We start from the raw sequence: 24010 nt of genomic DNA, 5'->3' as shown, positions 1-24010 counted from the left end.
ATTATCTATTGAGCAGGCTGCCGACATAGCGGAGAAGCTCATTGGCAGATGTCGTGTTGTAACCATGCTCATCAACAAGCCTTGCTACAACTTCATTAATTTTCTTCAGCTGCTGCTCATCCGGGGTCTTGGATGAAGTGGTGATTTTCACCACATCCTTTAAGTCGGCAAACAGCTTCTTCTGGATGGCTTCTCTCAGCCGGTCGTGTGAATTATAATCAAATCTCTTCCCTTTGCGGGCATAGGCAGAGATACGGATCAAAATTTCCTCCCGGAAGGACTTCTTGGCATTTTCCGATATTCCAATCTGTTCCTCGATGGATCTCATCAGCTTTTCGTCCGGGCTGATTTCTTCCCCGGTCAGCGGATCGCGGAGCTTCGACTTGTTGCAGTACGCTTCCACATTATCCAGATAATTATCCATCAGCGTTTTTGCACTTTCCTCATAAGAATAAACAAACGCCTTTTGAACCTCTTTCTTTGCGATACTGTCATATTCCTTGCGGGCTACAGAAATGTAGTTCATATACTTTTCCCGCAATTCGCTTGTAATCGATGGATGCTGGTCAAGTCCTTCCTTAAGCGACCTTAATACATCCAGTGCATTGATGGACGGAACCTCTTTCCTGATTATGGTGGAGGAAATCCGGTTGATTACATAGCGGGGGTCGATACCGCTCATTCCCTCATCTTGATATTCCTTTTTCAATTCTTCCAAATCTGCAGAATTGTAGCCTTCCACATTTTCGCCATCATACAGCCTCATCTTCTTGACCAGATCGATATCGCCTTTTTTCGGATCCTTCAAGCGGGTCAAAATGGAGAACATGGCTGCTACTCTTAATGTATGCGGCGCCACATGGACATTCTGAACATCGCTCTCATGAATCATTTTGTCATAAATCTTTTCTTCTTCCGTCACTTTTAAATTATAAGGGACAGGCATTACGATAATCCTGGAATGCAGGGCCTCATTCTTTTTATTGGAAATAAAGGTCCTGTATTCCGTTTCGTTCGTATGCGCGACAATCAGTTCATCCGCGCTGATGAGCGCAAACCGGCCAGCCTTAAAATTCCCTTCCTGAGTCAGGGAAAGCAGATGCCAGAGAAATTTCTCATCACACTTCAGCATCTCCTGGAACTCCATAAGTCCCCTGTTCGCTTTATTCAGCTCGCCGTCAAAGCGATAGGCCCTCGGGTCTGACTCAGACCCAAACTCCGCAATCGTGGAAAAGTCGATGCTTCCTGTCAGGTCTGCAATATCCTGGGATTTCGGATCAGATGGACTGAACGTACCGACCCCAACACGCTTATCCTCTGAAAGAAAAATCCGTTCAACCTGTACATCCTCAATTCTTCCATTGTATTCCTTTTCCAGCTTCATTAAATTCAATGGCGATAGATTTCCTTCAATCCTGATTCCATATTCTTTATAAAAATCATCCCGTAAGTATTGGGGTATTAGATGGAGAGGGTCCTCATGCATCGGGCAGCCTTTTATGGCGTAAATCGAGCCATTATCTGTCTGTGAATATTTTTCCAGCCCCCGCTTCAGCATGGCCACGAGCGTTGATTTCCCGCCGCTGACCGGTCCCATTAAAAGCAGGATTCTCTTTCTTACATCCAGCCTCTTGGCAGCAGGGTGAAAATATTCTTCAACAAGGCGCTCTAATGCTTCTTCAAGTCCGAACAGCTGGCCGCTGAAGAAATTATATTTTCTCTTGCCGTCTACCTCTTCAACCCCTGCATCTTTTATCATGTTGTATACCCTGGAATGTGCAGACTGCGCGACCCATGGCTTTTCTTTAAGAAGCTCCAGGTAATCCGCAAATGTCCCTTCCCATTTAAGCTTGTGTTCATCTTCGCGGTATTTTTCAATCTTTTTTAATATATCCATTAGGGGATCCTCCTCTGTTCTTTCAGACGATTACTTCAATGTATGCAAAGTCGCCTAATAAAATGAGCCCAAATGAAAACCAGCCCTTCCCGAAACCCAGCTTCAACCCGGCAGACAATCAGCTCCACGCATCCAATCCCTGACGAAATCACCCCATACCTGCTTTGTCCAACATCTGGCCCAACAACAGCCTGTAAGCTGCTGTTTTGCTTAGTCTATGATGAAGATCAGCCAGAAAGAACAGTGATAAGCTTTAGTTTTTCATTCACACCCAAACCAGTCTGGGTTATAATAGCTGTATAACTGGGACAGTATCCAGATTTGGATATTCCTCTCATTTAAGGGGAAGAGAAAATAGCGGGAGAAAGAGGCAAAGGAGGATTTACAAATGAACACAGTACTTATTATTGCTGTTATCATCACATTCCTGATTTCCATCTTTACAGCGGGCTACAATGACAAACCAGGTGTAAAATAAGCAAAAAAAAGCTGCCCTGCCGGCAGCTTTTTTACGTCATTATTTTGTATTCAGCTTTTTCGATTCCACAAAATCCTTCATATACATTCTTCTAGGCACGGAAAGCATCTTGGCCATCTGGCCAGTCCATGTATCATTGCGCCTGCCTCCAGTGCGGCTGCTATAATAGTCGGAAATCATTTCATTATAGCCTTCAAGCTGCTTTTTGTAAGCTTCCTTATCCTGCAGATACTCTTCCTCCATGTACACATGCTCCATTGGAAGCCGAGGTTTAAGATCATTGACTTCATCAGGATAGCCGATGACCATCCCAAAGAGCGGGATGACCCTTTCAGGTGTTTTCAATACTTCAGCGACTCCCTTAAGGTCATTCCGGATTCCCCCAATATAGCAGATTCCGAGCCCCATGGATTCAGCTGCGATTGCAGCATTTTGGGCAGCAAGTGAAGCATCAATGCAGGCAACCATGAACTTCTCCGTGCTCAGCAGTGATTCCTCCGCGTCTGTCTGCTCCATTTCAGAAATCAGTGTATGGCGGTGTAAGTCCGCACAGAAAACTAGCAGATGACCGTTATTCGCTACATAGTCCTGAGAGCCAGCAAGCGCGGCAAGCTTTTTCTTTTTCTCAGGATCCTTGACTCCAATAATGGAATACGCCTGGATAAAGCTTGATGTCGAAGCTGCCTGGGCGCTCTGCACGATGGCTGAAATCTGCTCGTCACTCAAAGGACGGTCTTCAAAGGATCTTTGAGATCTATGATTTAAAATCGTTTCAATTATCTGATTCATACAAATCTCCTTTATGATATGTCATTTCCATATCATTTTACACTTATTATCAACCGGAGCAAAAAAATTAGATTACGTTGTGGTTACATAATTCTTTTAATGGTAATTTGTTATATTATTTTTCATTAACAAACTAATTATTATTACTAGGTCGATTTTATAAATCTAAGTTGATCTACGTTCCAGGCACGAAGACTCCTGCGGGAGCAGCGGGACAGGTGAGACACTATGCTCACCGCCCGCCCCGCGGAAAGCGAAGTCCTGTAACGGAAATCAACGATCCCATTTAAACTCAAAAAAATGAACCGCCCTATAAGGCGGTCATAATAAATCGGCATATTCCTGCTGCCTCAAGGCTTCATACACCAGGACGGCGGCCGTATTCGACAGGTTCAGAGACCTGATTTTGTCTGTCATAGGAATTCTCAGGCACCGATCCATATTGTTCTGGATCAGGTCCTTGGGAAGTCCGGTAGTTTCCCGGCCAAAGATGAAATAATAGTCTTTTTCCCTGCTGTGAAAATCAAAGGTCGAGAAGGTCTTCTGTCCGAATTTCGTGATATAAAAGAACTCTCCGTCTTTGTTTTTTTCGAAAAATTCCTCAAGGGAATCATAATATGTAATCGATACGTGTTCCCAATAATCCAGGCCAGCCCTTTTCAGCATTTTATCATCTGTTGAAAATCCAAGCGGCCGTATCAGATGGAGTGCCGTGTCAGTCCCTGCGCAGGTTCTTGCAATATTGCCGGTGTTTGAAGGAATCTGCGGCTGATATAAAACGATATGATTTGCCAAATCTGTCACCTCTTAATAACTTACTATCAGTTATTATATACTCTTTTGAGCAAATCATAAAATATACTAGCTTTAATCGATAATTGTAAAGAAAGCATACCTGATATTCGGGGTATATGCACTGGAATCCTCATACTTCCAATACCTCATCCTGCTATTGGTGGTATGGGCATTCACAAGCGGCTCCCCATAGGCATCCTTCCCTGTCACCATCGTATTATGATTGAATCGTCCATCCCCTTCAAAATCATAGCAAATAATATCCCCGATCTTAAGCTGTTCCGGGGAATTCACTTTTCTGGTCTTAAGCCCTGAAGAACTCTGAAGATAATTTTTAAGAGCATGAGCGACGGCCCAGCTGTAGCTCCAGCTTTTCCCTGAGTACCACCAGCCCTTGGAGCGGTTCGGGCTTCCCCACATGGGGGCGCTTCCTGCCCTCAGGCATTGGGAGATAAAGCTGGTGCAGTCATCTGTGAATTTTTTATAAGCAGGATTGAATTCATTCCACCATCTTTCGGCATACTGTACCGCTTTCAGCCGGTTATATTTGTAACTAATTCGTTCTCCCTTCCTGCTGAAATCACCATCTGCCGGTTCAGCTGATGGGATATAGGGAACTTCCCGGTCCTCAAAAAGAATATCCCCCCTGGCCAGGGCTTCCCGATGTTCAATTTCTTCCTCTAAATACATGAAGCCTCTCTGCTTGATCAAATACTTAAAATGAATGTCGTATTTTATGGAGGATACCCCATCCTCTTCATGTACAGATTGAACATACCCCTTAGCTTTGACATTCACTATTTCAGCCTTCCTATCCTTTAAGGACCGGACTTTTCTATCTGTCTTTGTATTTTCTGCCCGCAGTTCCGGAGAAACATATATTTTCACTCGTTCTTCCAGCAGCTCTTTTAGAATCTCCCTCATTACCAGCCCTCCCATAACCATCCTTTGTTATTTTTATGACGGGAATGGGAAGTTCATTAGTGGGAGCCTGAAAAAAGCTTGAAAATAAAAAAACCGGCAGGGCCGGTTTTAGTTGCTTTGAGTCAGGAGCTCAAGGCCTTTATTTATTTCAATCAATACCTCTTCATCCAATTCATTTGATTTTGCTTCCTTAAGCATGTCCTCTGTCCGATTTCCGCCAATCTTTCCGATGGCCCAGGCAGCAGTGCCCCGGATGACAGGACGCGGATCCTTCTGCAGAACTTCTTTTAAGTGAGGTAGCGCGGCTTCTTCTTTATAATGGGCCAAGGCCAGGATGGCATTGCGCTGAAGCGGCTTTTTCCCTCTCCAGGAACCAGAAATCCGGCCGAAGCGCTCCTTGAATTCCTTATTGCTCATTTGCAGCATGGGAATCAGAAGCGGTTTAACAACCTCCGGATCAGCCTCCATTTCTTCATGAAAATGAAAGTCCTTTCCTTTGTTCTCTGGGCAGACTGTCTGGCATGTATCACAGCCATAGATCCGGTTGCCTAATTTTGTACGGAATTCATCAGGCAGGAATCCTTTGGTTTGAGTGAGAAAGGCAATGCATCTTTGGGCATTCAGCTGCCCGCCCTTCACAAGGGCGCCTGTCGGACAGACATCCACACACTTGTTGCAGCTGCCGCAGCGGTCTTCCATAGGAGAATCAGCCTCAAGCGGAAGGCTGGTGATCATTTCCCCAAGATACACGTACGAACCAAACTCAGGAGTGATGATCGAACAGTTTTTTCCGCTCCAGCCAATACCCGCCCTCTGGGCAACAGCACGGTCTACAAGCTCCCCTGTATCAACCATAGACTGGCATCGGGCATCGGGGACCAGCTTCTTGATATACTCCTCAAGCTTTCTCAAACGGTCCCTTAGTATGACATGATAGTCCTCTCCCCAGGATGCCCTGCAGAATATCCCCCGTCTTTCTCCCCGTTTGCCTTGCTTTGCATTTTTTAATTTCGAAGGATAAGCTAAGGCGATGGAAATGATTGACCGCGGCTTATCATGAATAAGTGCTGGATTCACCCGTTTTTCAATATCCGGTTCCTCAAAACCCGACTGATAGCCCAGCTCCTGCTGCCTGATCAGCTTATTTTTCATATCATCAAATGTCGCTGCTGTCGTAAAGCCAATTTTATCAATGCCAATTGTCCTGCTGTATTCAATGATATCCTGTTTAAGTTTTGTATAATCCATGTGTTTGCCTCCCTTCTCAAGGCGATGTGCCGGTTTTTAGAGTTTCTATATGATAAACTGTTTATAAATTTATTTAGGTGGAGGGTTTAACTATGCAAAGCAAAATCAGTCCTCAGCTCGGAGAAAAAGTTCCAAATTTCAAGGCTGGTGTGATTCACTACCGGGATATTACGATTGGCGCCTCTCCGCAAATGATAAAGGGACGTCTGCAGCTTTTTCAGGAATCTCTTTATTTCGACCTGCTGGAAAAAGAGCTCTCAGAATTTCCGGGAATAACCGAATGGAGAAAGGTGCTCAAACAGGCAGGCACAGATCCTTCCAGGTACCGTCATTCAGCTGAAGCCCTGTATCGGCGTGTAAAAAAGAGCAATTATCTGCAATCAGTCAATTCTGCAATCGATTTAAATAATTTTTTCTCGCTTCAATATGAAATACCTTTTGGCATCTATGATGCAGACACCATCCAGGGAAATATCGAACTCACGGTTGGAGACTCAGCCGATGCCTACACAGGGCTTAACGGACGGGAAAACAACCTAGAAAATATGATTATCGTAAAGGATGAAATCAGCCCTTTTGGATCGCCTTATGTGGATTCTGAAAGAACGAAAGTCACGGAAGCGGCAAAAAACGCCCTGCATATAATTTATTTTAGGCCCTCAATGGGTATAGACGAGGCAGAAAGCCTTGCCGATGCCGTGAGGAAGATGTTCACACAGGTTCATGGCGGCAGCTCTGAATATAGTCTTGTCACTATATAAAGGGGCTGCCCTTTTTAATGTTTTTTCACATTAAAAAACGCAATGCCTCGTACTTTTAAACGAAACACTGCGTTGTGACCTATGTATGGAGCGGGTGATGAGAATCGAACTCACGACATCAGCTTGGAAGGCTGAGGTTTTACCATTAAACTACACCCGCATATGAAGTTTGTCGAAATTTGTAATATCAACTTACAAGCTCAATTATACACAGGTATTTACCGTTTTGCAAGTCTTTTTTTATAAAAATTAGTCTACCCAGATTCTTTTCTTGATATACCCTCCTAAAACCTCCGTGCAAAAAAATAACCAGCGCCCTTCGATTCGAAAAATAGGCGCTGGTATATGCGATATGCCTTTAACAAGAACAGGGTTCCATCAATGCAATTAGGATTACTCCTTAACCGCAACAATGATCTTCCCGTTTTTTATATCATCCTGGTATTGGCGTGATTCTTCTTCACTGAGCCCTAAATCCTGAAGGGCCTTGGTCAATCCCCCGGCGTTGGTAGCCATGCCGGCCACAGCCCCGCCCAATACAGAAATAATCGGACCGGCAGCTAAAATTGGCCCGATTCCAGGGACCGCAAGATAGCTGAGACCTAAAAACAGGCCGGTCAAGCCAACCGCCCCTCCGGTTGCCGCACCCGCAATCATACCGTCTGATTCCTTCGGCTTCACTTCATCCGCAGCTTTCCCCAAATCTTCTATATCTTTCGCTACTATCGAAATATCTTCGTATTTATATCCTTTATTCTGCAGATCCTCTACAGCTGCCTTCGCCTCATTCGCATTCTCATATACACCCACAACTCTTTTTTCCATAATTATTATCTCCTTTTACTTGATGTACTAATTAAATACCCTATCTAAAAAAATTCAATCTGGAAAATTGAGTGTGAACTATAAAATGGCAAAACAGGTGTGGTAGAGATATGCTTGACACCGTTCAGCAATCCCAAAGAGTATGTCTTTGTTGAATGAATAGCTGGTAGGCCAAGATCAGCAGAACAAGGGAGTGCTGAATGATTATGATCCGGAATGTAAAAATAATGATCCGTTTTTTCACTTTTATGATCCGATTTTTTTGTTATTGATCACTAAATTAATGGAATGATCCGGATAGCCAAAATATGATCGAGGATTCACCTAAACGATCCTATTTTCTACTCAATGATCCCGAAGCTGATGTAATGATCCTTTTTCCCGCTTAATGATCCAATTTTCTCTTTAATGTGATGCAGCACCATTTAACTTCTGCAATCGGCAGGAGGCTCACCGCCCGCCCCTCGGAAAGCGCAGCGCATGGAATGGAACTTATGCAGCCTCATTTTCGAATCAGACTAAAAAACTGCAGGCAAACTCAATTTTCATCAATTTTGCCTGCAGTCTATACCGGACTCTTATCAAGCCCCATTTTTAATTTCTTATCCTTTTACAGATCCAGCGGCAATTCCTTCTACAATCCGGTCGCTCAGGATGAAGAAGGCAATCAATACCGGGATGATGCTGATTATGAGGGTTGCACCGATTGCGCCCCAGTCTGTTAAATACTGTCCAACAAAGTTATTCACGCCAACCGTGATGGTTTTCCATTTATCAGAGCTGATAAATGTGTTCACGAATACAAATTCATTCCAGTTATAAATCATGTTGATAATGATGGTCGTGGAAAGGACAGGCATCGTCATAGGAAGTGTGATCTGAAAGAATATCCTATGAATGGAGCAGCCGTCCATGACAGCCGCTTCCTCGATTTCGCGCGGCAGTGTCCTGTAAAATCCGGAAAGAATCATGATCGTAATCGGCAGATTGAACGCCACATACGACAGGATAATGGACAGCGGGTTGTTGATTAAATGAAGCGTTTTGAAAAAGCTGAATAAAGGGATCAGCGTAGAATGAAGCGGAATCATATACCCTGCCATAAATAAGCCGAGCACCAGGCCGCTTAGCTTCCAGCTCATCCGTGTAACCGCAAATGTCACAAAGCTTGCCAGGATCACCGTTAATACTACTGCTATGACGGTATACAGGACACTATTGAAAAAGTAAAGGTTGATGTGCCCCTGGGTCCATGCCTTGGCATAGTTTCCCCATTGCGGATCATGCGGAAAGGAAAATGGGGACATCCCAAAAACTTCTTGATTCGTTTTTAGTGAAAAAAGAAACAGCCATATCAAGGGATAAATCTGCACTACCGCAATAATGCCCAATATCAAATAGAGGATGCCAAAGCCAATTCGTTTTCCTAGTGTGCTGCTGGTTTTATAGGAATTGGGAACGGTTGTTTTCGTTTGTAAATCATAAGCAACATTACTCATCCTGTTTCACTCCCCTTGTTTACATTTAAAAATCTTCTTTTGATGATAAAAGCTTTTGGATCAGCCAGGTCATGATCAGGCAGATTACAAGCAGGCCAAATCCTATGGCGCTTCCGTATCCAAAATTATATTTGGTGAAGGCTTCGGTATACATATAGGATGCCATTACCTCACTGGCATGGTTCGGTCCGCCTCCGGTCAAGACAAAGATTAAATCGAAGTATTTCAAAGATCCTACGATGGCGAGAATCACCATGACCTTAATAACTCCTGATATCAAGGGAATCTTAATCCGATAGGCAATCTGAAATGGATTGGCGCCATCAATTTTTGCTGCTTCGATGAGTTCTTCCGGAATATTCTTTAATGCTGCATAGAAGATAATGATATAAAATCCTGCATACTGCCAGACAATTGGAATAAACAGGGCGTATAATACGAGCTTGGAATCTGCCAGCCAAAGAGGCGGATTATCCACTCCAAACATCATGAGCAATCGATTGATCATACCGTTTGAAGGGTCAAAGATTTTAGCCCAGAGCTGGGCAATTGCAACAGATGATAATAGCATGGGGACTAAATAGATCTTCCTTAATATATTGGCTCCCTTGATTTTACTTGCCAAGATCAATGATAAAATCAGATAGCCAATGAGGCTGATCGTGGAGAATATACCTAAAAGCAATGAATGCCAGGCGCTTTCCCAGAACATCTTATCCTTTACCAGATTGATGTAGTTCTCAAGTCCAATGAACTTCGCCTGCCCAATTCCATTCCAGTCTGTTAATCCATAATAGCCAGTAAGGACGATCGGGATATAAATGAGGAGCAAAATAAGGGCTAATGCAGGAAGTACATAAAGGCTGATTACTAATTTGTTTGACATAACGCTTTTCATTTTCTATACTCCCTTCAAAATAATATAGAGGGCATATCCTGTATGCCCTCTATACCGAGAAAATGGAATGCCGGTTATTACTTTTGTTCCTTTGCAAGGGCGTCTGCTTGTTGTTTAGCGAATTCTTTTGGTGTCACTTGCTTTCCGAAAAGTGCTGTCATCAGGTCATGATGCAGCTCGGATACAGCCGGGCTTGATTGAGTATCAAAATAAGTGGTAACGTTTGATGCACTGCTTAGATCCTTGAGGATTTCCACATACATCGGAGAAAGCTTCAGACTGGCTGTATCAACCTTTGTTGCAGGGATGACGCCAGCATCAGTGACAGATTTCTTGCCCCACTCTTTTACAAGATAACCAACAAAGTCTTTGGATTCTTTCTTAACCTTTGAATCCTTGGCTACGAATAAGCCTACACCAGGACCGCCTACATAGCTGTTGATGTCCGTCCCTTTTCCGCCTTCATACGTCGGGAATTTAAAGTAACCGATTTTATCCTTGAATTCCTGCTTTACATCAGGGCTTGTTGTATAGTTCGGCAGCTCCCATGTTGCAGTCAGGAACATCGCTGCTTTTTCATTCATAAAGTAGCCTTTTGCATCTTCATTGGACAATGCGCTGCTTCCTTTTACAAAAGCCCCCATATCCACTAGGTTTTGTATTTCCTGTGCCGCTTTTACAATCGAAGGATCCGTCATTTTTGCTTTTCCATGAATGACGTCAGTCAGGATCTTAGGTCCGCCGATACGGTCAGCCAGATACATGAACCAGAATGATGCCGGCCATCCATCTTTTGCTCCTACAGTCGCAGGGATGACGCCGTTGCTTTTAAGAGTCTTTACAGCACTTACAAATTCTGAATAAGTCTTCGGCACTTCAATGTTGTATTTTTTGAAGATTTCTTTGTTATAGAAGACATAAGAGATATTTAATTCAAGCGGTAAACCATATGTCTTTCCGTTCACAGCGTAGGATTCCTTAACTCCAGGGATAAACATATCCTTAAGCTGTGAGTCAGCAATATCATCTAATGGCTCAAGCATATTTCCTTTTACATAAGGCTGAATGAATCCGTCTGACCAAGTCATCCCTATATCAGGCAGCTCATTGGATGAAGCTAAAACCTTTAATTTATCTCTATATTGATCGGGACCAAGTATTTCTGTTTCAATCTTAATATTCGGGTGCTGCTTTTCATAATCGCCGATGATATTCTTTACGATGGAAAACTGAGCGTTAGAGCTTCCTTCCGGCCATAGGTGCATGAATTTGATTACTTTCTTGCCATCCTTGCTGGCATCTGCAGAGGAATCTGAAGAAGAACAGCCTGTCAGCGCTGCTGCTGCAAGCATAAGAACTGCCACCAGTAATGAAATCGTTTTCTTTTTAAGCAATGGTACGCCCCCCTATAATCTTTCTTTCATATTGTTTTTGTGCACATTTTTAGTCTATCATCTGCCGAAATTTTAAAAAGGGCACAACCATTAGGAAAAATACTATTATTTTTAGAAAGCCCTTTCATTGTTGTTTTTCCGGTATGCGCTCGGTGTCACACCCTCTAATTCTCTAAATATCTTAATAAAATACTTTGCTGTTTTATAGCCGGCTTCCTCTGCAATATCCGCTACAGGAAAATTGGTGGCGACCAGAAGCTCCTTTGCCCTTTGGATCCTGCGCCTTGTAAGGTACTCGCTGAAGGTCACCTTGGCATGCTCTTTGAATAAAACACTAAAATAGCTGGGATTCAAGTGCACATGATCCGCTACCTCCTTTTGGCTGAGTTCATTCTTTAAATTGCGGTTCATGTACTCCATAGCTTCGCGGATTGGCTCCCGGGCAGAGTAGTTTTGAGAATTGGCATAAATCAGCTTATCATCCGCCACTTTTTCCATGATTCCTGCCCTTTCCCGCTTCTCACCCACCTGGACCGCTTCTTCTACTGCCTCGATTAGCCCTTTTTTACTGATTGGCTTCAGCAGATAATTGATGACCCCTAGTCGGAGGGCTTCCTGTGCGTAGGTAAATTCAGAATAAGCCGAAATCGTAATAATGACAGGGGAAAGCTTCATCTCCTTGATCTTCTTTAATAATTCAAGTCCTGTAATTTCCGGCATCAGAATGTCTGTTAGTAAGATGTGGACTTTTTGCGCCTGCATGATTTCCAGTGCTTCATTGCCATTTGAAGCGGTCAAAATTTCATGTTGATTTTCCGCCCAGCTGTCCAGTGTCTTTTTAAGCCCCTGACGCGTTCTCGGTTCATCATCAACAATTAATATCCTTTTTCCCACTGGCTCTCCCTCCTTAATTTGGTATCACAAAAGAAACGGTTGTCCCTGCGTTTACCTCACTAACAATCTCAAGTCCCTGCTTTAATTGAGTCTGATAGTATAATTGAAGCCGTTTTTCTACATTGGCAAGGGCTACTCCATTCCCAGACGAGGAAGGACTGCCCCCTCCGTCCAGCGACTTTTTAATCAGCTCCAGCTTCTCTTTGCTGATTCCAGAGCCATCGTCCTGGACCATGACCTGCAGGAAGCCCTCTTCCCTATCCTGCTTGATCAAGACGGTGATCGTGCATGGATGCATTGTGTTCCCTGCTCCATGCAGCACGGCATTTTCCACTAAAGGCTGGATAATCAGCTTTGGAATTTTCACCCGCTCCAGTTCCTTCGACAGGATCAGATTCCATTTTAAATGGTCCCCGAATCTCATTTTAATGATTTCCATATAGTCCCCGATATGCTGGACCTCTTCCTTTATCGTCACCCAGTCCCCAGCTATTGGTTTGGTGATGGTATAGCGGAATAAATTTGCCATAGCAACAACAACCTCCGCAAGCTCCTCTTCCTCTTTATCCTCCAGCCACCATCTGAACGAATCCAGAGTATTGAAGAGGAAATGGGGATTGATCTGCGATTGAAGTGCCTTTAGTTCACTTAAATTGCGTGTGATTTCCTTTTGATACACCATGTTTATAAGATGGTTGGTTTCCTTTACCAGCTGATTATAGGTGCTGTTCAATTCACTTATTTCATTGGCAGATGGCACCTCTGGGTTTATGGCCAGATTGCCTGCACTCGCCTGCTGCATCGTTTTCGTCAGCTTTAATATAGGTTTAGTGATGATAGTCGTAAGGAAGAGTGAGCAGACAAAGTAAATGATAAATCCGATGATTCCGGAAATGATGATGCCCATCCTGAGCATCATTACCCCCTTTGTCAGGGCTTTATAAGACGTTAGGATAATGACAGTCCAGCCTGTTTCAGCCGACGTCTGCTTCGTGACCATATACTCCTGTCCATTTTGGGTAATGACCTGCTGTTTACTCCTAATGATAGATCCAAGAGAATGATGATAGTTTGAAAGAATCGGCTGCATTTGTTTATCCAGCAGAATGGAGTATTGCTTTTGATCTTTGGGCTTGTTTTGATTGGGAAATTGAAAATAGCTGGGATAAATGCTAATAAGCAGATAACCGCCCCTCGCATACTCATGGCTCATTAGATTGACCCTTCTTAAAGCCATCAGATAATGGGGGCTGTCCGGACTTTCTCCTATCCATACAAGCTGCCCCTTCGCTTGATCAGCCCGGTAGATCCACTCCCTGTTTATTTTGGCTGTTAAGTTGGTGTCATCCAGCGGCAATAACCGCTCCTGATCATTGGTGTATAGCTCAAAGGAAAATATCCCTTCCGAATTAGCCTGGATCCGATTCATAATGCCCATCAAAGCCTGCTGCTCTGAAAAGGAAATAGACTTGTTTTCATACTTATTATTCAATGCACTTTGGATGGAATTATTGGTCGCAACCAGCTTGGAGGCATTATTAATCTGCTCATAGAGAGATTCCAGCCTGCCGTTTGCCTCGACTGCCGTCTGCTGAATCTGCTCTTTGGCATTCTTTTTAAGCAGGCTCGAGACCTGATTGAATGTTAAAATGCTGATAATCAGTAAAACAATCGCCATAACAAATAAAAAGACTACTAGCATCTGATTTCGTAATGTGTTCCACTTTTTCATGGTTGAGAACATGGTAATCGCCCTTTATAGTAAGATAGCTAAACTATAGCTCATGGTGGATAGAGAGGTACATGGTTTAGGCTCTTTTTAAAAGTACTGTAACTGTGTCCCAGTTTTTTTAGTGCATGCCATATTCAAAAATGAATGAATGTTCTATAATTAGTGCAACAAATAATGAAAGCGCATAAATATGGAAGGGAAGTATGAATCATGTATAAACGATCAATGAACGGCCTCTTTGCCCTTACCGAATGGATTACCAGGTTTGCTTATGTAAATCTGCTTTGGATCGGTTTTTCTATAATCGGACTGGTCCTTCTTGGATTTTTCCCAGCAACAGCCGCCATGTTTACAGTCATAAGGAAATGGATGATGGGAGAGCGCGATATACCTGTTTATAAAACCTTTTTGGGTGCTTATAAAGGGGAGTTCCTAAGAAGCAATGGCCTGGGCTTTATTTTAGTATTGGCTTCCGGATTAATCATGGCGGACTTGTACTTTATGAAAAATAACACACAGATCGCAAGTATTTTTCATATCCCTCTCTATCTTTTTATGATCGCGGTAATCCTGACATCCTTATACGCCTTTCCAGTCTTCGTTCACTATAACGTCAAGTCATTCCAAATCATTAAAAATGCATTTTTTATCATGCTCATCAACCCAATCCACAATATCATCATGCTGCTTGGGCTTACAGCCATTTACTTTATTGTAAAAACTCTCCCCGGCCTGCTTTTCTTCTTTGGCGGAAGCATTGCCGCTAGCATCATCATGTCTTCCTGTTATCTAGCCTTCCAAAGGGTTGAGAGTAAAAAAAAGGAAACGCTATCCCTGTGATGGCGTTTTCTTTTATTCTGGCTCTGTTATTACTCCTTATTGCCTGCAAGTTTTAAAAGCTCACTGACTGTGACTAATTGATAGCCCTGTTCGATCAGCTCTTTAACGAGTATCCGCACTGCTTTTATGCTTTGAGACCGATCCCCATAGCCATCGTGGAAAATGAGGATGCTCCCATTCCCCACGCATTTCCGGGTGACAGATAGAATATGGTCCACACCAGGCTGATCCCAGTCCTGTGCTTCTGTATTTAAGGCCCCGATCATGGGGTATCCCTTCTCTTTCATAATGGAAAGGGTTTCCCCGCTATAATCAAGATAAGGCGGACGCAGGACAACAGGCTTCACACCTGTGAGTTCCTGTACAAGCTTCTCATTGCCTTCTACTTCAGCCAGGCATGACTCGGGGCTCAATTCAGAAAGCTTCGGATGGGTATAGGTGTGATTTCCTATTTCATGACCCAGCGCTGCGGCCTGTTTTACAAGTCCGGGATTTTCAGCCATTTGTTCACCGATCATAAAAAAGGTTGCTCTGCCCTGTACTTCCGAAAAGATTTGAAAAAGCTGCGGTGTAAAAATTGGATTGGGGCCATCATCGAATGTTATAGCAATGACCCTTTCTGAGGTCTGGACCTCATTGATCATTTCCACTTCTGCCATAGCCAGTCCCTCCTTCCCTTTTTGATTAGGCTCTTTTCTAAAAAGATTGTTGTTTTTAAAAGAGTCTGAAAGACAGTCCCATTTTTAAACAGGTTGATTGAAGCGTAAGGTGCAAGAATCCTGCGGGAGTAGCGGGACAGGTGAGACCCCGCAGGCGAATCTTTGGAGGCTCACCGCCCGCCCAGCGGAAAGCGAGCATCCTGGAGTGGAAATCAACCACCTTGTTCCAAAGAAACAAATTTTAGGAAAACAGCCTTTGATTAATAAGGTCCCTTGATAAAGCTTTTGACTTTAGTCTCATAATAGCTTTGAATTTTTTGTTTTTCATCCTCTGAAAATGATTTTGTCTCCAATGCTGAAAGATTATCCTGTACCTGCTTTACGTTTTTAAAGCCGGGAATAATACAGGAAATCTCCTCCTGATCTAAAATCCAGCGGAGGGCTGCACTTGCCATGGAACCTCTGTCTTCCGAAATCCATTTAAGCCCTTCTGCCAGTTCTACACCCTTTTGGAATCCAAGTCCGGCAAAGGTTTCCCCAATATTGAAGGCCTCCCCATTCTCATTAAAATTACGATGGTCATCTTCTTCAAAAACATGATCCCTCGAAAACTTCCCTGTCAGGAGACCGCTTGCCAGCGGCAGTCTGACCAGGAGCCCGACACCATTCTTATATGCTTTTGGAATCAGTTGTTCCAAAGGCTTCTGCCGGAACATATTGAAAATGATCTGCAGGCTTTTGACATTAGGATATTCCAGGCAAAGAAGCCCTTCCTCCACAGTCTCTACACTTACTCCGTAATGGCGGATCTTCCCCTCCTGCTGCAGGCGGTCCAGCACTTCAAATACACTTCCATCCCTTAGGATTTCCGTTGCCGGGCAATGTATCTGGTATAAATCGATGGCTTCCCTGCTCAGACGTCTGAGGCTGTCTTCACAATATGCCTTAACCCTTTCGTAACTATAAGTTTTGGGATCAAAAATGTCTCCCTGGCGGCAAAACTTTGTGGCTATATGAATTTGATCTTCCTTCCCTTTTGCAGCCTTGGCCAGCAGCTCCTCACTATGTCCGTCTCCGTAAACATCCGCCGTATCAAAAAAGTTGACCCCCTTCTCTATGGCAAATTCCAGTGACTTCAGGGCCTCTGAATCCGTCGTCTTTCCCCACGAACCCCCGATCGCCCAAGTCCCAAACGAAACCTCACTAATCTTTAATCCTGTATTCCCAAGTTCACGATAATTCATTTCACACTCTCCCCTTTCTCAATTTTTAATTTTTCTGCCTGCGTTCCCAATTAAAGCGCATTCTCTAAATCAGTTAGACCTGAGCTCCGCGCTTCTCATCCAGTCATAAAATGCTTGTTACCCCGCGCGGGTAGTACTTGCTTCCGGAAATGTTCCCTGAAATGATCTGGTCACTCCAGCTCCAGATGGATAATTCCGGATGAGTGAGCCAGGCCGCATGGGCTGCATCTGCCTGGGCTCCTTTTTCGTCCCATTTCCAGCCGAGAATTTCACGTGCGATAAATTGGCACAAGTAAATCTTGCCCAGGTGAGCTAAAAGCCTGCTTAAGTATGAAAGTCTACTTAATTTTTATGTAAGCGGATTCATATTTATATGAACGTTAAGACTAAACCCAGGAGGCGTTATCTCTTCTTGTAAAAAATAAAAATCCTTTACAAAATGGTTTTTTGTTTTCTATTTGTTCTATAATCTTTCATATAAGAGCTTTTTAATAAGCATAGTATATCACGCTAATAAACGTTTGTGTACCGGGTAAACTAAGTGAAGATCACAATTTAACCACTACGTTAGGAGAATAGGAAGTGCAGACAATTACTTGGAACCAGCAAGTTGTTAAAAGAAATAATAAATCTCTTGTATTACAGATGATTATGGAAAAGGAGCCTGTCTCACGGGCTGATATCGCGCAGATTACAGGATTAAACAAAGCGACCGTGTCTTCGCTTGTGAGTGAACTTCTCGAAGAAGATTTCGTCTACGAGTCCGGACCTGGAGAATCAAGCGGCGGCCGCCGCCCTGTGCTCCTCCATTTTAATAAGACTGCAGGATTTGCGGTAGGCATTGATATTGGCGTGAATTATATCCTGAGTGTCCTGACTGACTTAAAAGGCAATATTATTATTGAAAAAAATCAAGCCGTGGAGGATGTCTCCTTTACATCAGTCTTCCAGCTTGCTACTAGCATGGTCCGCTCTCTTCTGAAAGAAATGCCGGGCAGCCGCTATGGTGCAGTTGGAATCGGAATCGGAGTCCCCGGTATTGTAGACAAGGCCGGAACTGTACTGCTTGCCCCTAATCTAGGCTGGAAAAATATCTCGCTGAAGCAGGCATTTGAAGAAGAATTCCATTTGCCGGTCATTATTGAAAATGAAGCAAATTCAGGCGCCTACGGTGAAAAGCAATTTGGGGCAGGACAAACTTACGAGGACATTATTTATATCAGTGCAGGAATCGGAATTGGGGCAGGAATCATCCTTAAGGGAGAGTTGTTTCAGGGCAAGAATGGCTACTCGGGTGAAATGGGCCACATGATCATTGAAGCAGACGGTAAAAAATGCAGCTGCGGGAGCAGAGGATGCTGGGAAGTATATGCTTCCGAGCATGCGCTCCTTTCCATGTCCCAAAAAGAGAAACTCTCTCTTGAAACTCTGATATCCAGGGCAGAAAAACAGGACCCGGAGGCAATAGAACTGTTTAAAAAAGTGGGGGTTTATCTCGGAATAGGGATAAACAATATCATTAACACATTTAATCCTGAACAAATCATCATCGGGAACAGGCTCGCCCGGGCAAAAAAATGGCTGGAGCAGCCTATATCTGACACCATCCAAAGCCATACACTTCCTTTTCATCAAAAAGAAGTGAAGCTGCACTTTTCCAAGCTCTCTAGTTACTCGGCAGCTTTAGGGGTATCGGCATTTGCGGTGGAAGATTTTATCCGCACTGGCATAATATCTGCATAAGAAATAGGCCGTCTTTTTGACGGCCTATTTGAATTTCAGTTTTTGATGGCCAGACAAGGTATAGGCCTTTCAGTTTAAGTGGATATAGTCCCAATGATTCATTTTTAAAAATACTTTGTTTGTATACTATACAAACAAATATTACCTGTTATAATCGATTTTGCAGATGCAGATATTTTTTTAACTCTTCTTGAAAACCCTTACAAACTGCATGCGAGATTTAATAAGGAGGCTCAGAAAGTTAGCTTTACTATAGTTCCCCTATTTCTTCACAAAGACTAAGTTGAAAGGATGATCATTATCAAAAGGGCATTCGGTTTCCTCTTCGCTGTCTTACTGTTAGTTGTTTCCGGCACAGGCATCTCGGCATCAGCCAAATACAAGGAAAACATTGAAATTCCGGTCATGCTGTATCATGTTGTCAAGCCAGAAACTGATCCAGCCAATCCATATCAATATAACCTCTCAGAATTCAAAAAAGAAATGGCTTACCTGCACCAGCAGGGCTATCGCACCCTAACCATGAAGCAATACTTCAACATCCTGGATCATAAAGCTTCCATGCCAAAGAAACCAATTTTACTTACATTTGATGATAATTCAAGTGATTTTTATCAATATATCCTCCCTGTCTTAAAAGAATATGGGATGAAGGCAACCGAGTTTACCGTATCAAGCTGGATCAACGGCAGCTGGAACATGACGGCCAGCCAGATGCTTGAGATTATGGACAATGGAATCAATATCCAAAATCATTCTGTGACTCATTCCTTTATGGCGGATTTAAGCAAGGAGCAGCAATATGCAGAAGTAAACAATGCCGCTGCTGCCCTAAGAGATCTGACCGGTCAGAAGCCACAGGCGTTTGCCTATCCATATGGCAATTATAATACCGACACTATTGCGGTTCTCAAAGAGTCAGGTATTAAAGGGGCGTTCAAAGTAGGCGGCGGCATCAGCAATGATGCAAGCAGCCGCTATGAGCTGCCAAGGATTATCATGCTCCAAGAGCATACCCTGACCGACTTTATCAGAATGGTGAACACGGGCTATTAAGATTAGCTGATTGAATGGAACAACTTAGTAAAACATCTGCCAATATCACATTATTAAAAAAATAATTCATTTTAAAAGGAGAATACTCATGTTAAAAGTTTTGCGTAAACCTGTTATTGCCGGAGTGGCTTTAGCCATGCTCCTTCCTATGGGAGCTGTCAGCCAGGCATCAGCCTCTTCTGAACCGGTCAGTGCGTTAAAAGTAAAGCCGCTCGATGAAAGGTATAAAAAATTCTTTACAGTAGGGACAGCAGTGGAGCCGTATCAATTAACCGGCCAGGATGCCCAGGTTATAAAACGCCATTTTAACTCCATTGTTGCCGAAAATGTGATGAAACCCATTAATATACAGCCAGAAGAGGGGAAATACAACTTTACTGAGGCGGACAAAATCGTGAAGTTTGCTAAGGAAAATGGCATGGATGTCCGCTTTCACAACCTCGTATGGCACAGCCAGGTTCCCGACTGGTTCTTCCTTGATAAACAAGCAAAACCAATGGTGGATGAGACAAATCCATTAAAACGTGAGCAAAATAAAAAGCTGCTGCTGAAGCGTCTGGAAACTCATATTAAGACCATCGTTAAACGATATAAAAATGACGTGAAGTCCTGGGATGTCGTGAATGAAGCCATCGATGATAATCCGCAGAATGCTAAGGGGCTGCGTGAATCTCCTTGGTACAAAATCACTGGCACCGATTATATCAAGGTCGCTTTCAAAACAGCCAAGAGATATGCCGCCAAGGATGCTAAGCTATATATCAATGATTATAATACTGAAGTAAATTCGAAGAGAGACAACTTATATAATCTAATCAAGGATATGAAAAAGCAGGGAGTCCCTATCGACGGAGTCGGACATCAGTCCCATATCCAGATCGGCTGGCCTTCCATCAAGGAAACCGAGGATTCTATCAATCTTTTCTCAAGCCTTGGACTTGATAATCAAATCACTGAGCTGGATGTCAGTCTTTACGGCTGGCCGCCAGTACCTGCTTACCCTACTTACGGTGCCATTCCACAGTATGTCTTCCAGACCCAGGCAGAGCGGTACAATGCTCTGTTCGAACTGTATGAAAAATTAGGCGATAAGATCAGCAACGTAACATTCTGGGGCATTGCAGACAACCATACATGGCTGAACGACCGTGCAAAGCAGTATAATAATGGAGTGGGTGTAGATGCACCTTTCGTATTTGATACAGATTATAATGTAAAACCTGCCTATTGGGCCATCATGGACTAATAAAATTAATAGCCCTTATCTCCGGCTCTATAAGCAGCCGGGGAATTTTTTAGTAAAAGTTTGTTTGTTGACTATATTAAGTTTGCTATAATGAATGAGAACGACAAAACTAGCTATTGGAGTAGCGATATGAAAAAAAATAGTAAACCAAACGAACCATTAGTAGAACATATCTACACAGCTGACCCGTCTGCCCATGTATTCGAGGGCAAACTCTATATCTATCCCTCTCATGATTTGGATCACGATAACTTGTCCACTCATGACGGCGACCACTATGCCATGGAGGATTATCATGTACTTTCCATGGAGGATATCGATTCTCCATGCATAGACTACGGCGAAGCCCTTCATGTAAAAGACATTCCATGGGCAAGCAGGCAATTATGGGCACCTGATGCAGCCTTTAAAAATAATACATATTATTTATTCTTCCCTGCCAGAGACAAAGAAGACATCTTTAGAATTGGTGTGGCCACAAGCGCATCCCCTGCAGGTCCTTTCACTCCGATGGACAGCTGCATCCCTGGAAGCTTCAGCATCGATCCTGCCGTTTTGGTGGACGAAGATGAAAGGGCTTACCTCTTCTTTGGCGGCCTGTGGGGCGGACAATTGGAGAAATGGCAGACGGGCACCTTCCTTCCTGAAGCGGACGGCCCGGCAGAAACTGAACCTGCTATAGGACCAAGAGTTGCTGAGCTGTCGGAAGACATGCTGTCCTTCAAAGGAAAAGTCCAGGAACTACAGATCCTTGATGAAAACGGCAGCCCGATCTTAGCCGGTGATGAAGACAGAAGATTTTTTGAAGGCCCATGGGTCCATAAATTCAATGGAAATTACTATCTCTCTTACTCAACTGGAACTACCCATTGCATTGTGTATGCAATGAGCAAACATCCAATGGGGCCCTACACGTTCAAAGGAAGAATCCTTTCCCCTGTGAGTGGCTGGACCACCCATCATTCCATCGTCCAATTTAAAGACAAATGGTACTTATTCTACCACGACAGCTCCCTATCAGGCGGAATCGACCATAAACGCTGCGTGAAATATACCGAACTAACCTATAACGAAGACGGATCCATTCAGCCGGTCGATCCTTACGAAACAGACAAAAAATAACGGTGAACACAAAAAACAGCAAGGTTTCTTCCTTGCTGTTTCACTTTGCTCTTCATACGTCCATACTTGTGTCATGAAAGCACCAGAACTTTTTTGAGCAAAGTCATTACTCAGAGAATAGTTGAAACTTCAGGAATCACTTCTGCTATCTTTTTATCTAATTCCTGCAAAAGCGCTTCAATTAAAGTTCCATGGGCAGATTTCCATCAAATCCTGGACAGCCTGAATTTAAGAATGAACCAAAATCTTTTCAAAAAACTGATAAGGAAATTTACGGAATGAGTAGTGAATTTCCCCTACCACATGATAGCCGGTACGTTCATACATTTTTATTGCAGCTGGATTGGCTGTATAGGAATCAAGTCTAATGCTGGTATAACCCAGCGACTCAGCCCCCCTCCGCATGCAGAAGAAGCTGCTTGCCAATGCCTCTCCCCTGCGAATCCGGATGCACTGCTAACCGATGGATGACTGCAGTTCTCCCTTTTTGATCCAACCATGGCAGACCTGCGTATTTAGTGCTTTGGGTATCACTAACTACTACTGCCCCTATGAAAACACCATCATTTAATATGGCATGCAGATGCCCGCGTTTTAGATCCTTACTAATCACAAATCGGTTTGGGTAAAATCAGTCCCATTGAGTTACGCCACGTTTCCTTAGATCGCCAGTGACAGCAGTATTGATTTATAAATTTCAAATCGTTTATTGAGGCAGTTTTAATGTTCATATAGCTCACTCCTTCAATCATTTGAATGATTACTTTCCTTGGAAGATTGTTGTGCAATTAGTTGATTAAATGGGCATAAGAAAAAAGGTCCCAACATTTAAGTTGAGACCTTAATTCATAAGTATTTCGGATACCGGTGGCCGGGGTCGAACCGGCACTCCAGAGGAACACGATTTTGAGTCGTGCGCGTCTGCCAATTCCGCCACACCGGCATATTATTTGGAGGCGGCAACCGGACTCGAACCGGTGGTAAAGGTTTTGCAGACCTCTGCCTTACCACTTGGCTATGCCGCCAGATATATAAAAGCGGAAGACGGGATTCGAACCCGCGACCCCAACCTTGGCAAGGTTGTATTCTACCACTGAACTACTTCCGCATAATGGCTGGGCTAGCTGGATTCGAACCAACGCATGACGGAGTCAAAGTCCGTTGCCTTACCGCTTGGCTATAGCCCATTAATGAAAGATATTATTATGGGGCGACTGATGGGAATCGAACCCACGAATGTCGGAACCACAATCCGATGCGTTAACCACTTCGCCACAATCGCCATAATATTGGCAGGGGCAGTAGGAATCGAACCCACACCGGAGGTTTTGGAGACCTCTGTTCTACCTTTAAACTATGCCCCTAAAATGGTGGAGGGGGGCAGATTCGAACTGCCGAACCCGAAGGAGCGGATTTACAGTCCGCCGCGTTTAGCCACTTCGCTACCCCTCCATGATCAATGCCGGCAAGAGGACTTGAACCCCCAACCTACTGATTACAAGTCAGTTGCTCTACCAATTGAGCTACACCGGCATGAATGGTGGCTCAGGACGGAATCGAACCGCCGACACAAGGATTTTCAGTCCTTTGCTCTACCGACTGAGCTACTGAGCCATAAAATTTATTGTTTCGTTTGATGCCATCTTAAAAGGCTGTTCGTAAAAATGGCGGTCCCGACGGGAATCGAACCCGCGATCTCCTGCGTGACAGGCAGGCATGTTAACCGCTACACCACGGGACCACTGTAGATATAAAAATTCGTTATACTAATAGATCCTGCTTAACTGTCTCTTCCTCTTCCAGTATACTCACTGAAGTAAATCCGTCGAGACAACTCGCAGATGAGTCACCGCAGCATCGCTCGTCGCTACACCACGGGACCACTTATTGCGGGGACAGGATTTGAACCTGCGACCTTCGGGTTATGAGCCCGACGAGCTACCAGACTGCTCCACCCCGCGACGAT

At 43.8% G+C, this 24010-nt stretch carries 21 protein-coding genes, 12 tRNA genes and 1 pseudogene; 6 read left to right on the top strand and 28 right to left on the bottom strand.

Going from position 1 to position 24010, the window contains the following annotated elements:
* Position 1: 1 nt before the first annotated feature.
* The 5 genes from H539_RS0104580 to queG all read right to left on the bottom strand — a co-directional run bounded on the left by H539_RS0104580 (position 2) and on the right by queG (position 6131).
* On the bottom strand, positions 2 to 1897 hold the full coding sequence (locus H539_RS0104580) for a PrkA family serine protein kinase (RefSeq protein WP_026692557.1): 1896 nt from the start codon (positions 1895 to 1897) through the stop codon (positions 2 to 4).
* 517 nt (positions 1898 to 2414) lie between these two features.
* Positions 2415 to 3164: an oxygen-insensitive NADPH nitroreductase gene (gene nfsA / locus H539_RS0104570; RefSeq protein ID WP_026692556.1), complete on the bottom strand. Its 750-nt coding sequence runs from the start codon at positions 3162 to 3164 to the stop codon at positions 2415 to 2417.
* A 321-nt stretch (positions 3165 to 3485) separates the two neighbouring features.
* The gene (gene trmL, locus H539_RS0104565) at positions 3486 to 3959 is read right to left on the bottom strand and encodes a tRNA (uridine(34)/cytosine(34)/5-carboxymethylaminomethyluridine(34)-2'-O)-methyltransferase TrmL (RefSeq protein ID WP_026692555.1); all 474 of its coding nucleotides are present in this window, start codon (positions 3957 to 3959) and stop codon (positions 3486 to 3488) included.
* Between the two features lie 72 nt (positions 3960 to 4031).
* On the bottom strand, positions 4032 to 4883 hold the full coding sequence (locus H539_RS0104560) for an amidase domain-containing protein (RefSeq protein WP_026692554.1): 852 nt from the start codon (positions 4881 to 4883) through the stop codon (positions 4032 to 4034).
* 108 nt (positions 4884 to 4991) lie between these two features.
* Positions 4992 to 6131: a tRNA epoxyqueuosine(34) reductase QueG gene (gene queG / locus H539_RS0104555; protein ID WP_026692553.1), complete on the bottom strand. Its 1140-nt coding sequence runs from the start codon at positions 6129 to 6131 to the stop codon at positions 4992 to 4994.
* A 92-nt stretch (positions 6132 to 6223) separates the two neighbouring features.
* Between queG and H539_RS0104550 the strand changes: the two genes are divergently transcribed.
* A complete protein-coding gene (locus H539_RS0104550) occupies positions 6224 to 6892 on the top strand; it encodes a B3/B4 domain-containing protein (protein ID WP_026692552.1) in 669 nt (222 codons plus the stop codon).
* Positions 6893 to 6978: 86 nt separating this feature from the next.
* On the opposite strand, the gene H539_RS0104545 is transcribed toward H539_RS0104550, so the two are convergent.
* The 7 genes from H539_RS0104545 to H539_RS0104510 form a co-directional block, all read right to left on the bottom strand.
* Positions 6979 to 7052 (bottom strand) — tRNA-Gly (locus H539_RS0104545).
* A 233-nt stretch (positions 7053 to 7285) separates the two neighbouring features.
* Positions 7286 to 7717 carry a general stress protein gene (locus tag H539_RS0104540; protein ID WP_026692551.1) on the bottom strand — a complete coding sequence of 144 codons (432 nt, stop codon included), beginning with the start codon at positions 7715 to 7717 and terminating at the stop codon, positions 7286 to 7288.
* Between the two features lie 602 nt (positions 7718 to 8319).
* Positions 8320 to 9216 (bottom strand): carbohydrate ABC transporter permease, encoded by an 897-nt coding sequence (locus H539_RS0104530; RefSeq protein ID WP_026692550.1) that lies wholly within the window; start codon positions 9214 to 9216, stop codon positions 8320 to 8322.
* 25 nt (positions 9217 to 9241) lie between these two features.
* Positions 9242 to 10114, bottom strand: a complete 873-nt coding sequence (locus tag H539_RS0104525; protein WP_026692549.1) for a carbohydrate ABC transporter permease — start codon at positions 10112 to 10114, stop codon at positions 9242 to 9244.
* A 77-nt stretch (positions 10115 to 10191) separates the two neighbouring features.
* Positions 10192 to 11466: an extracellular solute-binding protein gene (locus H539_RS0104520; protein WP_051348445.1), complete on the bottom strand. Its 1275-nt coding sequence runs from the start codon at positions 11464 to 11466 to the stop codon at positions 10192 to 10194.
* A 153-nt stretch (positions 11467 to 11619) separates the two neighbouring features.
* On the bottom strand, positions 11620 to 12402 hold the full coding sequence (locus tag H539_RS0104515) for a response regulator transcription factor (protein ID WP_035321935.1): 783 nt from the start codon (positions 12400 to 12402) through the stop codon (positions 11620 to 11622).
* A gap of 13 nt (positions 12403 to 12415) precedes the next feature.
* Positions 12416 to 14146 (bottom strand): cache domain-containing sensor histidine kinase, encoded by a 1731-nt coding sequence (locus tag H539_RS0104510; protein ID WP_026692546.1) that lies wholly within the window; start codon positions 14144 to 14146, stop codon positions 12416 to 12418.
* Between the two features lie 198 nt (positions 14147 to 14344).
* On the opposite strand from H539_RS0104510, the gene H539_RS0104505 reads away from it, so the two are divergent.
* A complete protein-coding gene (locus H539_RS0104505) occupies positions 14345 to 14974 on the top strand; it encodes a YesL family protein (protein WP_026692545.1) in 630 nt (209 codons plus the stop codon).
* Between the two features lie 29 nt (positions 14975 to 15003).
* Here the strand turns inward: H539_RS0104505 and H539_RS0104500 are convergent, their stop codons facing one another.
* From H539_RS0104500 to H539_RS0104485, 3 genes and pseudogenes are all read right to left on the bottom strand, one after another.
* Positions 15004 to 15633: a polysaccharide deacetylase family protein gene (locus H539_RS0104500; protein WP_026692544.1), complete on the bottom strand. Its 630-nt coding sequence runs from the start codon at positions 15631 to 15633 to the stop codon at positions 15004 to 15006.
* A gap of 260 nt (positions 15634 to 15893) precedes the next feature.
* The gene (locus tag H539_RS0104490) at positions 15894 to 16877 is read right to left on the bottom strand and encodes an aldo/keto reductase (protein WP_026692543.1); all 984 of its coding nucleotides are present in this window, start codon (positions 16875 to 16877) and stop codon (positions 15894 to 15896) included.
* A 103-nt stretch (positions 16878 to 16980) separates the two neighbouring features.
* Positions 16981 to 17184: pseudogene (locus tag H539_RS0104485) on the bottom strand (hypothetical protein); the annotation flags it as partial.
* A gap of 275 nt (positions 17185 to 17459) precedes the next feature.
* Here H539_RS0104485 and H539_RS0104480 point away from each other — a divergent pair.
* The 4 genes from H539_RS0104480 to H539_RS0104465 all read left to right on the top strand — a co-directional run bounded on the left by H539_RS0104480 (position 17460) and on the right by H539_RS0104465 (position 22044).
* Entirely contained in the window at positions 17460 to 18620 is a 1161-nt protein-coding gene (locus H539_RS0104480) for an ROK family transcriptional regulator (RefSeq protein WP_245602128.1), read from the top strand.
* Between the two features lie 291 nt (positions 18621 to 18911).
* Positions 18912 to 19676, top strand: coding sequence for a polysaccharide deacetylase family protein (locus tag H539_RS0104475; protein WP_051348435.1), 765 nt, complete (start codon positions 18912 to 18914; stop codon positions 19674 to 19676).
* A gap of 88 nt (positions 19677 to 19764) precedes the next feature.
* Positions 19765 to 20922: an endo-1,4-beta-xylanase gene (locus H539_RS0104470; RefSeq protein ID WP_026692539.1), complete on the top strand. Its 1158-nt coding sequence runs from the start codon at positions 19765 to 19767 to the stop codon at positions 20920 to 20922.
* Between the two features lie 129 nt (positions 20923 to 21051).
* The gene (locus H539_RS0104465; RefSeq protein WP_026692538.1) at positions 21052 to 22044 is read left to right on the top strand and encodes a glycoside hydrolase family 43 protein; all 993 of its coding nucleotides are present in this window, start codon (positions 21052 to 21054) and stop codon (positions 22042 to 22044) included.
* A 228-nt stretch (positions 22045 to 22272) separates the two neighbouring features.
* On the opposite strand, the gene H539_RS32730 is transcribed toward H539_RS0104465, so the two are convergent.
* The 13 genes from H539_RS32730 to H539_RS0104405 form a co-directional block, all read right to left on the bottom strand.
* Positions 22273 to 22470: an N-acetyltransferase gene (locus H539_RS32730; protein ID WP_026692537.1), complete on the bottom strand. Its 198-nt coding sequence runs from the start codon at positions 22468 to 22470 to the stop codon at positions 22273 to 22275.
* Positions 22433 to 22657: a GNAT family N-acetyltransferase gene (locus H539_RS32725; protein WP_245602127.1), complete on the bottom strand. Its 225-nt coding sequence runs from the start codon at positions 22655 to 22657 to the stop codon at positions 22433 to 22435. Before H539_RS32725 ends, H539_RS32730 begins: the two co-directional genes overlap by 38 nt.
* 249 nt (positions 22658 to 22906) lie before the next feature.
* Positions 22907 to 22987 (bottom strand) — tRNA-Leu (locus H539_RS0104455).
* 8 nt (positions 22988 to 22995) lie between these two features.
* Positions 22996 to 23069: transfer RNA gene (locus H539_RS0104450), tRNA-Cys, on the bottom strand.
* Positions 23070 to 23080: 11 nt separating this feature from the next.
* Positions 23081 to 23152: transfer RNA gene (locus H539_RS0104445), tRNA-Gly, on the bottom strand.
* Between the two features lie 4 nt (positions 23153 to 23156).
* A tRNA-Gln gene (locus tag H539_RS0104440) sits at positions 23157 to 23231 on the bottom strand.
* 19 nt (positions 23232 to 23250) lie between these two features.
* Positions 23251 to 23326 (bottom strand) — tRNA-His (locus H539_RS0104435).
* Positions 23327 to 23334: 8 nt separating this feature from the next.
* Positions 23335 to 23408: transfer RNA gene (locus H539_RS0104430), tRNA-Trp, on the bottom strand.
* Between the two features lie 4 nt (positions 23409 to 23412).
* Positions 23413 to 23496 (bottom strand) — tRNA-Tyr (locus H539_RS0104425).
* Between the two features lie 8 nt (positions 23497 to 23504).
* Positions 23505 to 23577: transfer RNA gene (locus H539_RS0104420), tRNA-Thr, on the bottom strand.
* A 5-nt stretch (positions 23578 to 23582) separates the two neighbouring features.
* Positions 23583 to 23658, bottom strand: a tRNA-Phe gene (locus tag H539_RS0104415).
* Between the two features lie 51 nt (positions 23659 to 23709).
* Positions 23710 to 23785: transfer RNA gene (locus H539_RS0104410), tRNA-Asp, on the bottom strand.
* A gap of 146 nt (positions 23786 to 23931) precedes the next feature.
* Positions 23932 to 24005 (bottom strand) — tRNA-Met (locus H539_RS0104405).
* Between the last annotated feature and the right edge of the window lie 5 nt (positions 24006 to 24010).

It is taken from the genome of Peribacillus kribbensis DSM 17871, assembly GCF_000430765.1.
Lineage (GTDB): Bacteria > Bacillota > Bacilli > Bacillales > DSM-1321 > Paraperibacillus > Paraperibacillus kribbensis.
This window is presented reverse-complemented; position numbering and strand designations above follow the sequence as displayed.

Coding starts and splice junctions, on each gene's coding strand:
- H539_RS0104580 (WP_026692557.1), bottom strand. CDS start 1,897: ATGGATATATTAAAAAAGATTGAAAAATACCGCGAAGATGAACACAAG.
- nfsA (WP_026692556.1), bottom strand. CDS start 3,164: ATGAATCAGATAATTGAAACGATTTTAAATCATAGATCTCAAAGATCC.
- H539_RS0104560 (WP_026692554.1), bottom strand. CDS start 4,883: ATGAGGGAGATTCTAAAAGAGCTGCTGGAAGAACGAGTGAAAATATAT.
- queG (WP_026692553.1), bottom strand. CDS start 6,131: ATGGATTATACAAAACTTAAACAGGATATCATTGAATACAGCAGGACA.
- H539_RS0104550 (WP_026692552.1), top strand. CDS start 6,224: ATGCAAAGCAAAATCAGTCCTCAGCTCGGAGAAAAAGTTCCAAATTTC.
- H539_RS0104540 (WP_026692551.1), bottom strand. CDS start 7,717: ATGGAAAAAAGAGTTGTGGGTGTATATGAGAATGCGAATGAGGCGAAG.
- H539_RS0104530 (WP_026692550.1), bottom strand. CDS start 9,216: ATGAGTAATGTTGCTTATGATTTACAAACGAAAACAACCGTTCCCAAT.
- H539_RS0104525 (WP_026692549.1), bottom strand. CDS start 10,114: ATGAAAAGCGTTATGTCAAACAAATTAGTAATCAGCCTTTATGTACTT.
- H539_RS0104520 (WP_051348445.1), bottom strand. CDS start 11,466: ATGCTTGCAGCAGCAGCGCTGACAGGCTGTTCTTCTTCAGATTCCTCT.
- H539_RS0104510 (WP_026692546.1), bottom strand. CDS start 14,146: ATGTTCTCAACCATGAAAAAGTGGAACACATTACGAAATCAGATGCTA.
- H539_RS0104505 (WP_026692545.1), top strand. CDS start 14,345: ATGTATAAACGATCAATGAACGGCCTCTTTGCCCTTACCGAATGGATT.
- H539_RS0104500 (WP_026692544.1), bottom strand. CDS start 15,633: ATGGCAGAAGTGGAAATGATCAATGAGGTCCAGACCTCAGAAAGGGTC.
- H539_RS0104490 (WP_026692543.1), bottom strand. CDS start 16,877: ATGAATTATCGTGAACTTGGGAATACAGGATTAAAGATTAGTGAGGTT.
- H539_RS0104475 (WP_051348435.1), top strand. CDS start 18,912: ATGATCATTATCAAAAGGGCATTCGGTTTCCTCTTCGCTGTCTTACTG.
- H539_RS0104470 (WP_026692539.1), top strand. CDS start 19,765: ATGTTAAAAGTTTTGCGTAAACCTGTTATTGCCGGAGTGGCTTTAGCC.
- H539_RS0104465 (WP_026692538.1), top strand. CDS start 21,052: ATGAAAAAAAATAGTAAACCAAACGAACCATTAGTAGAACATATCTAC.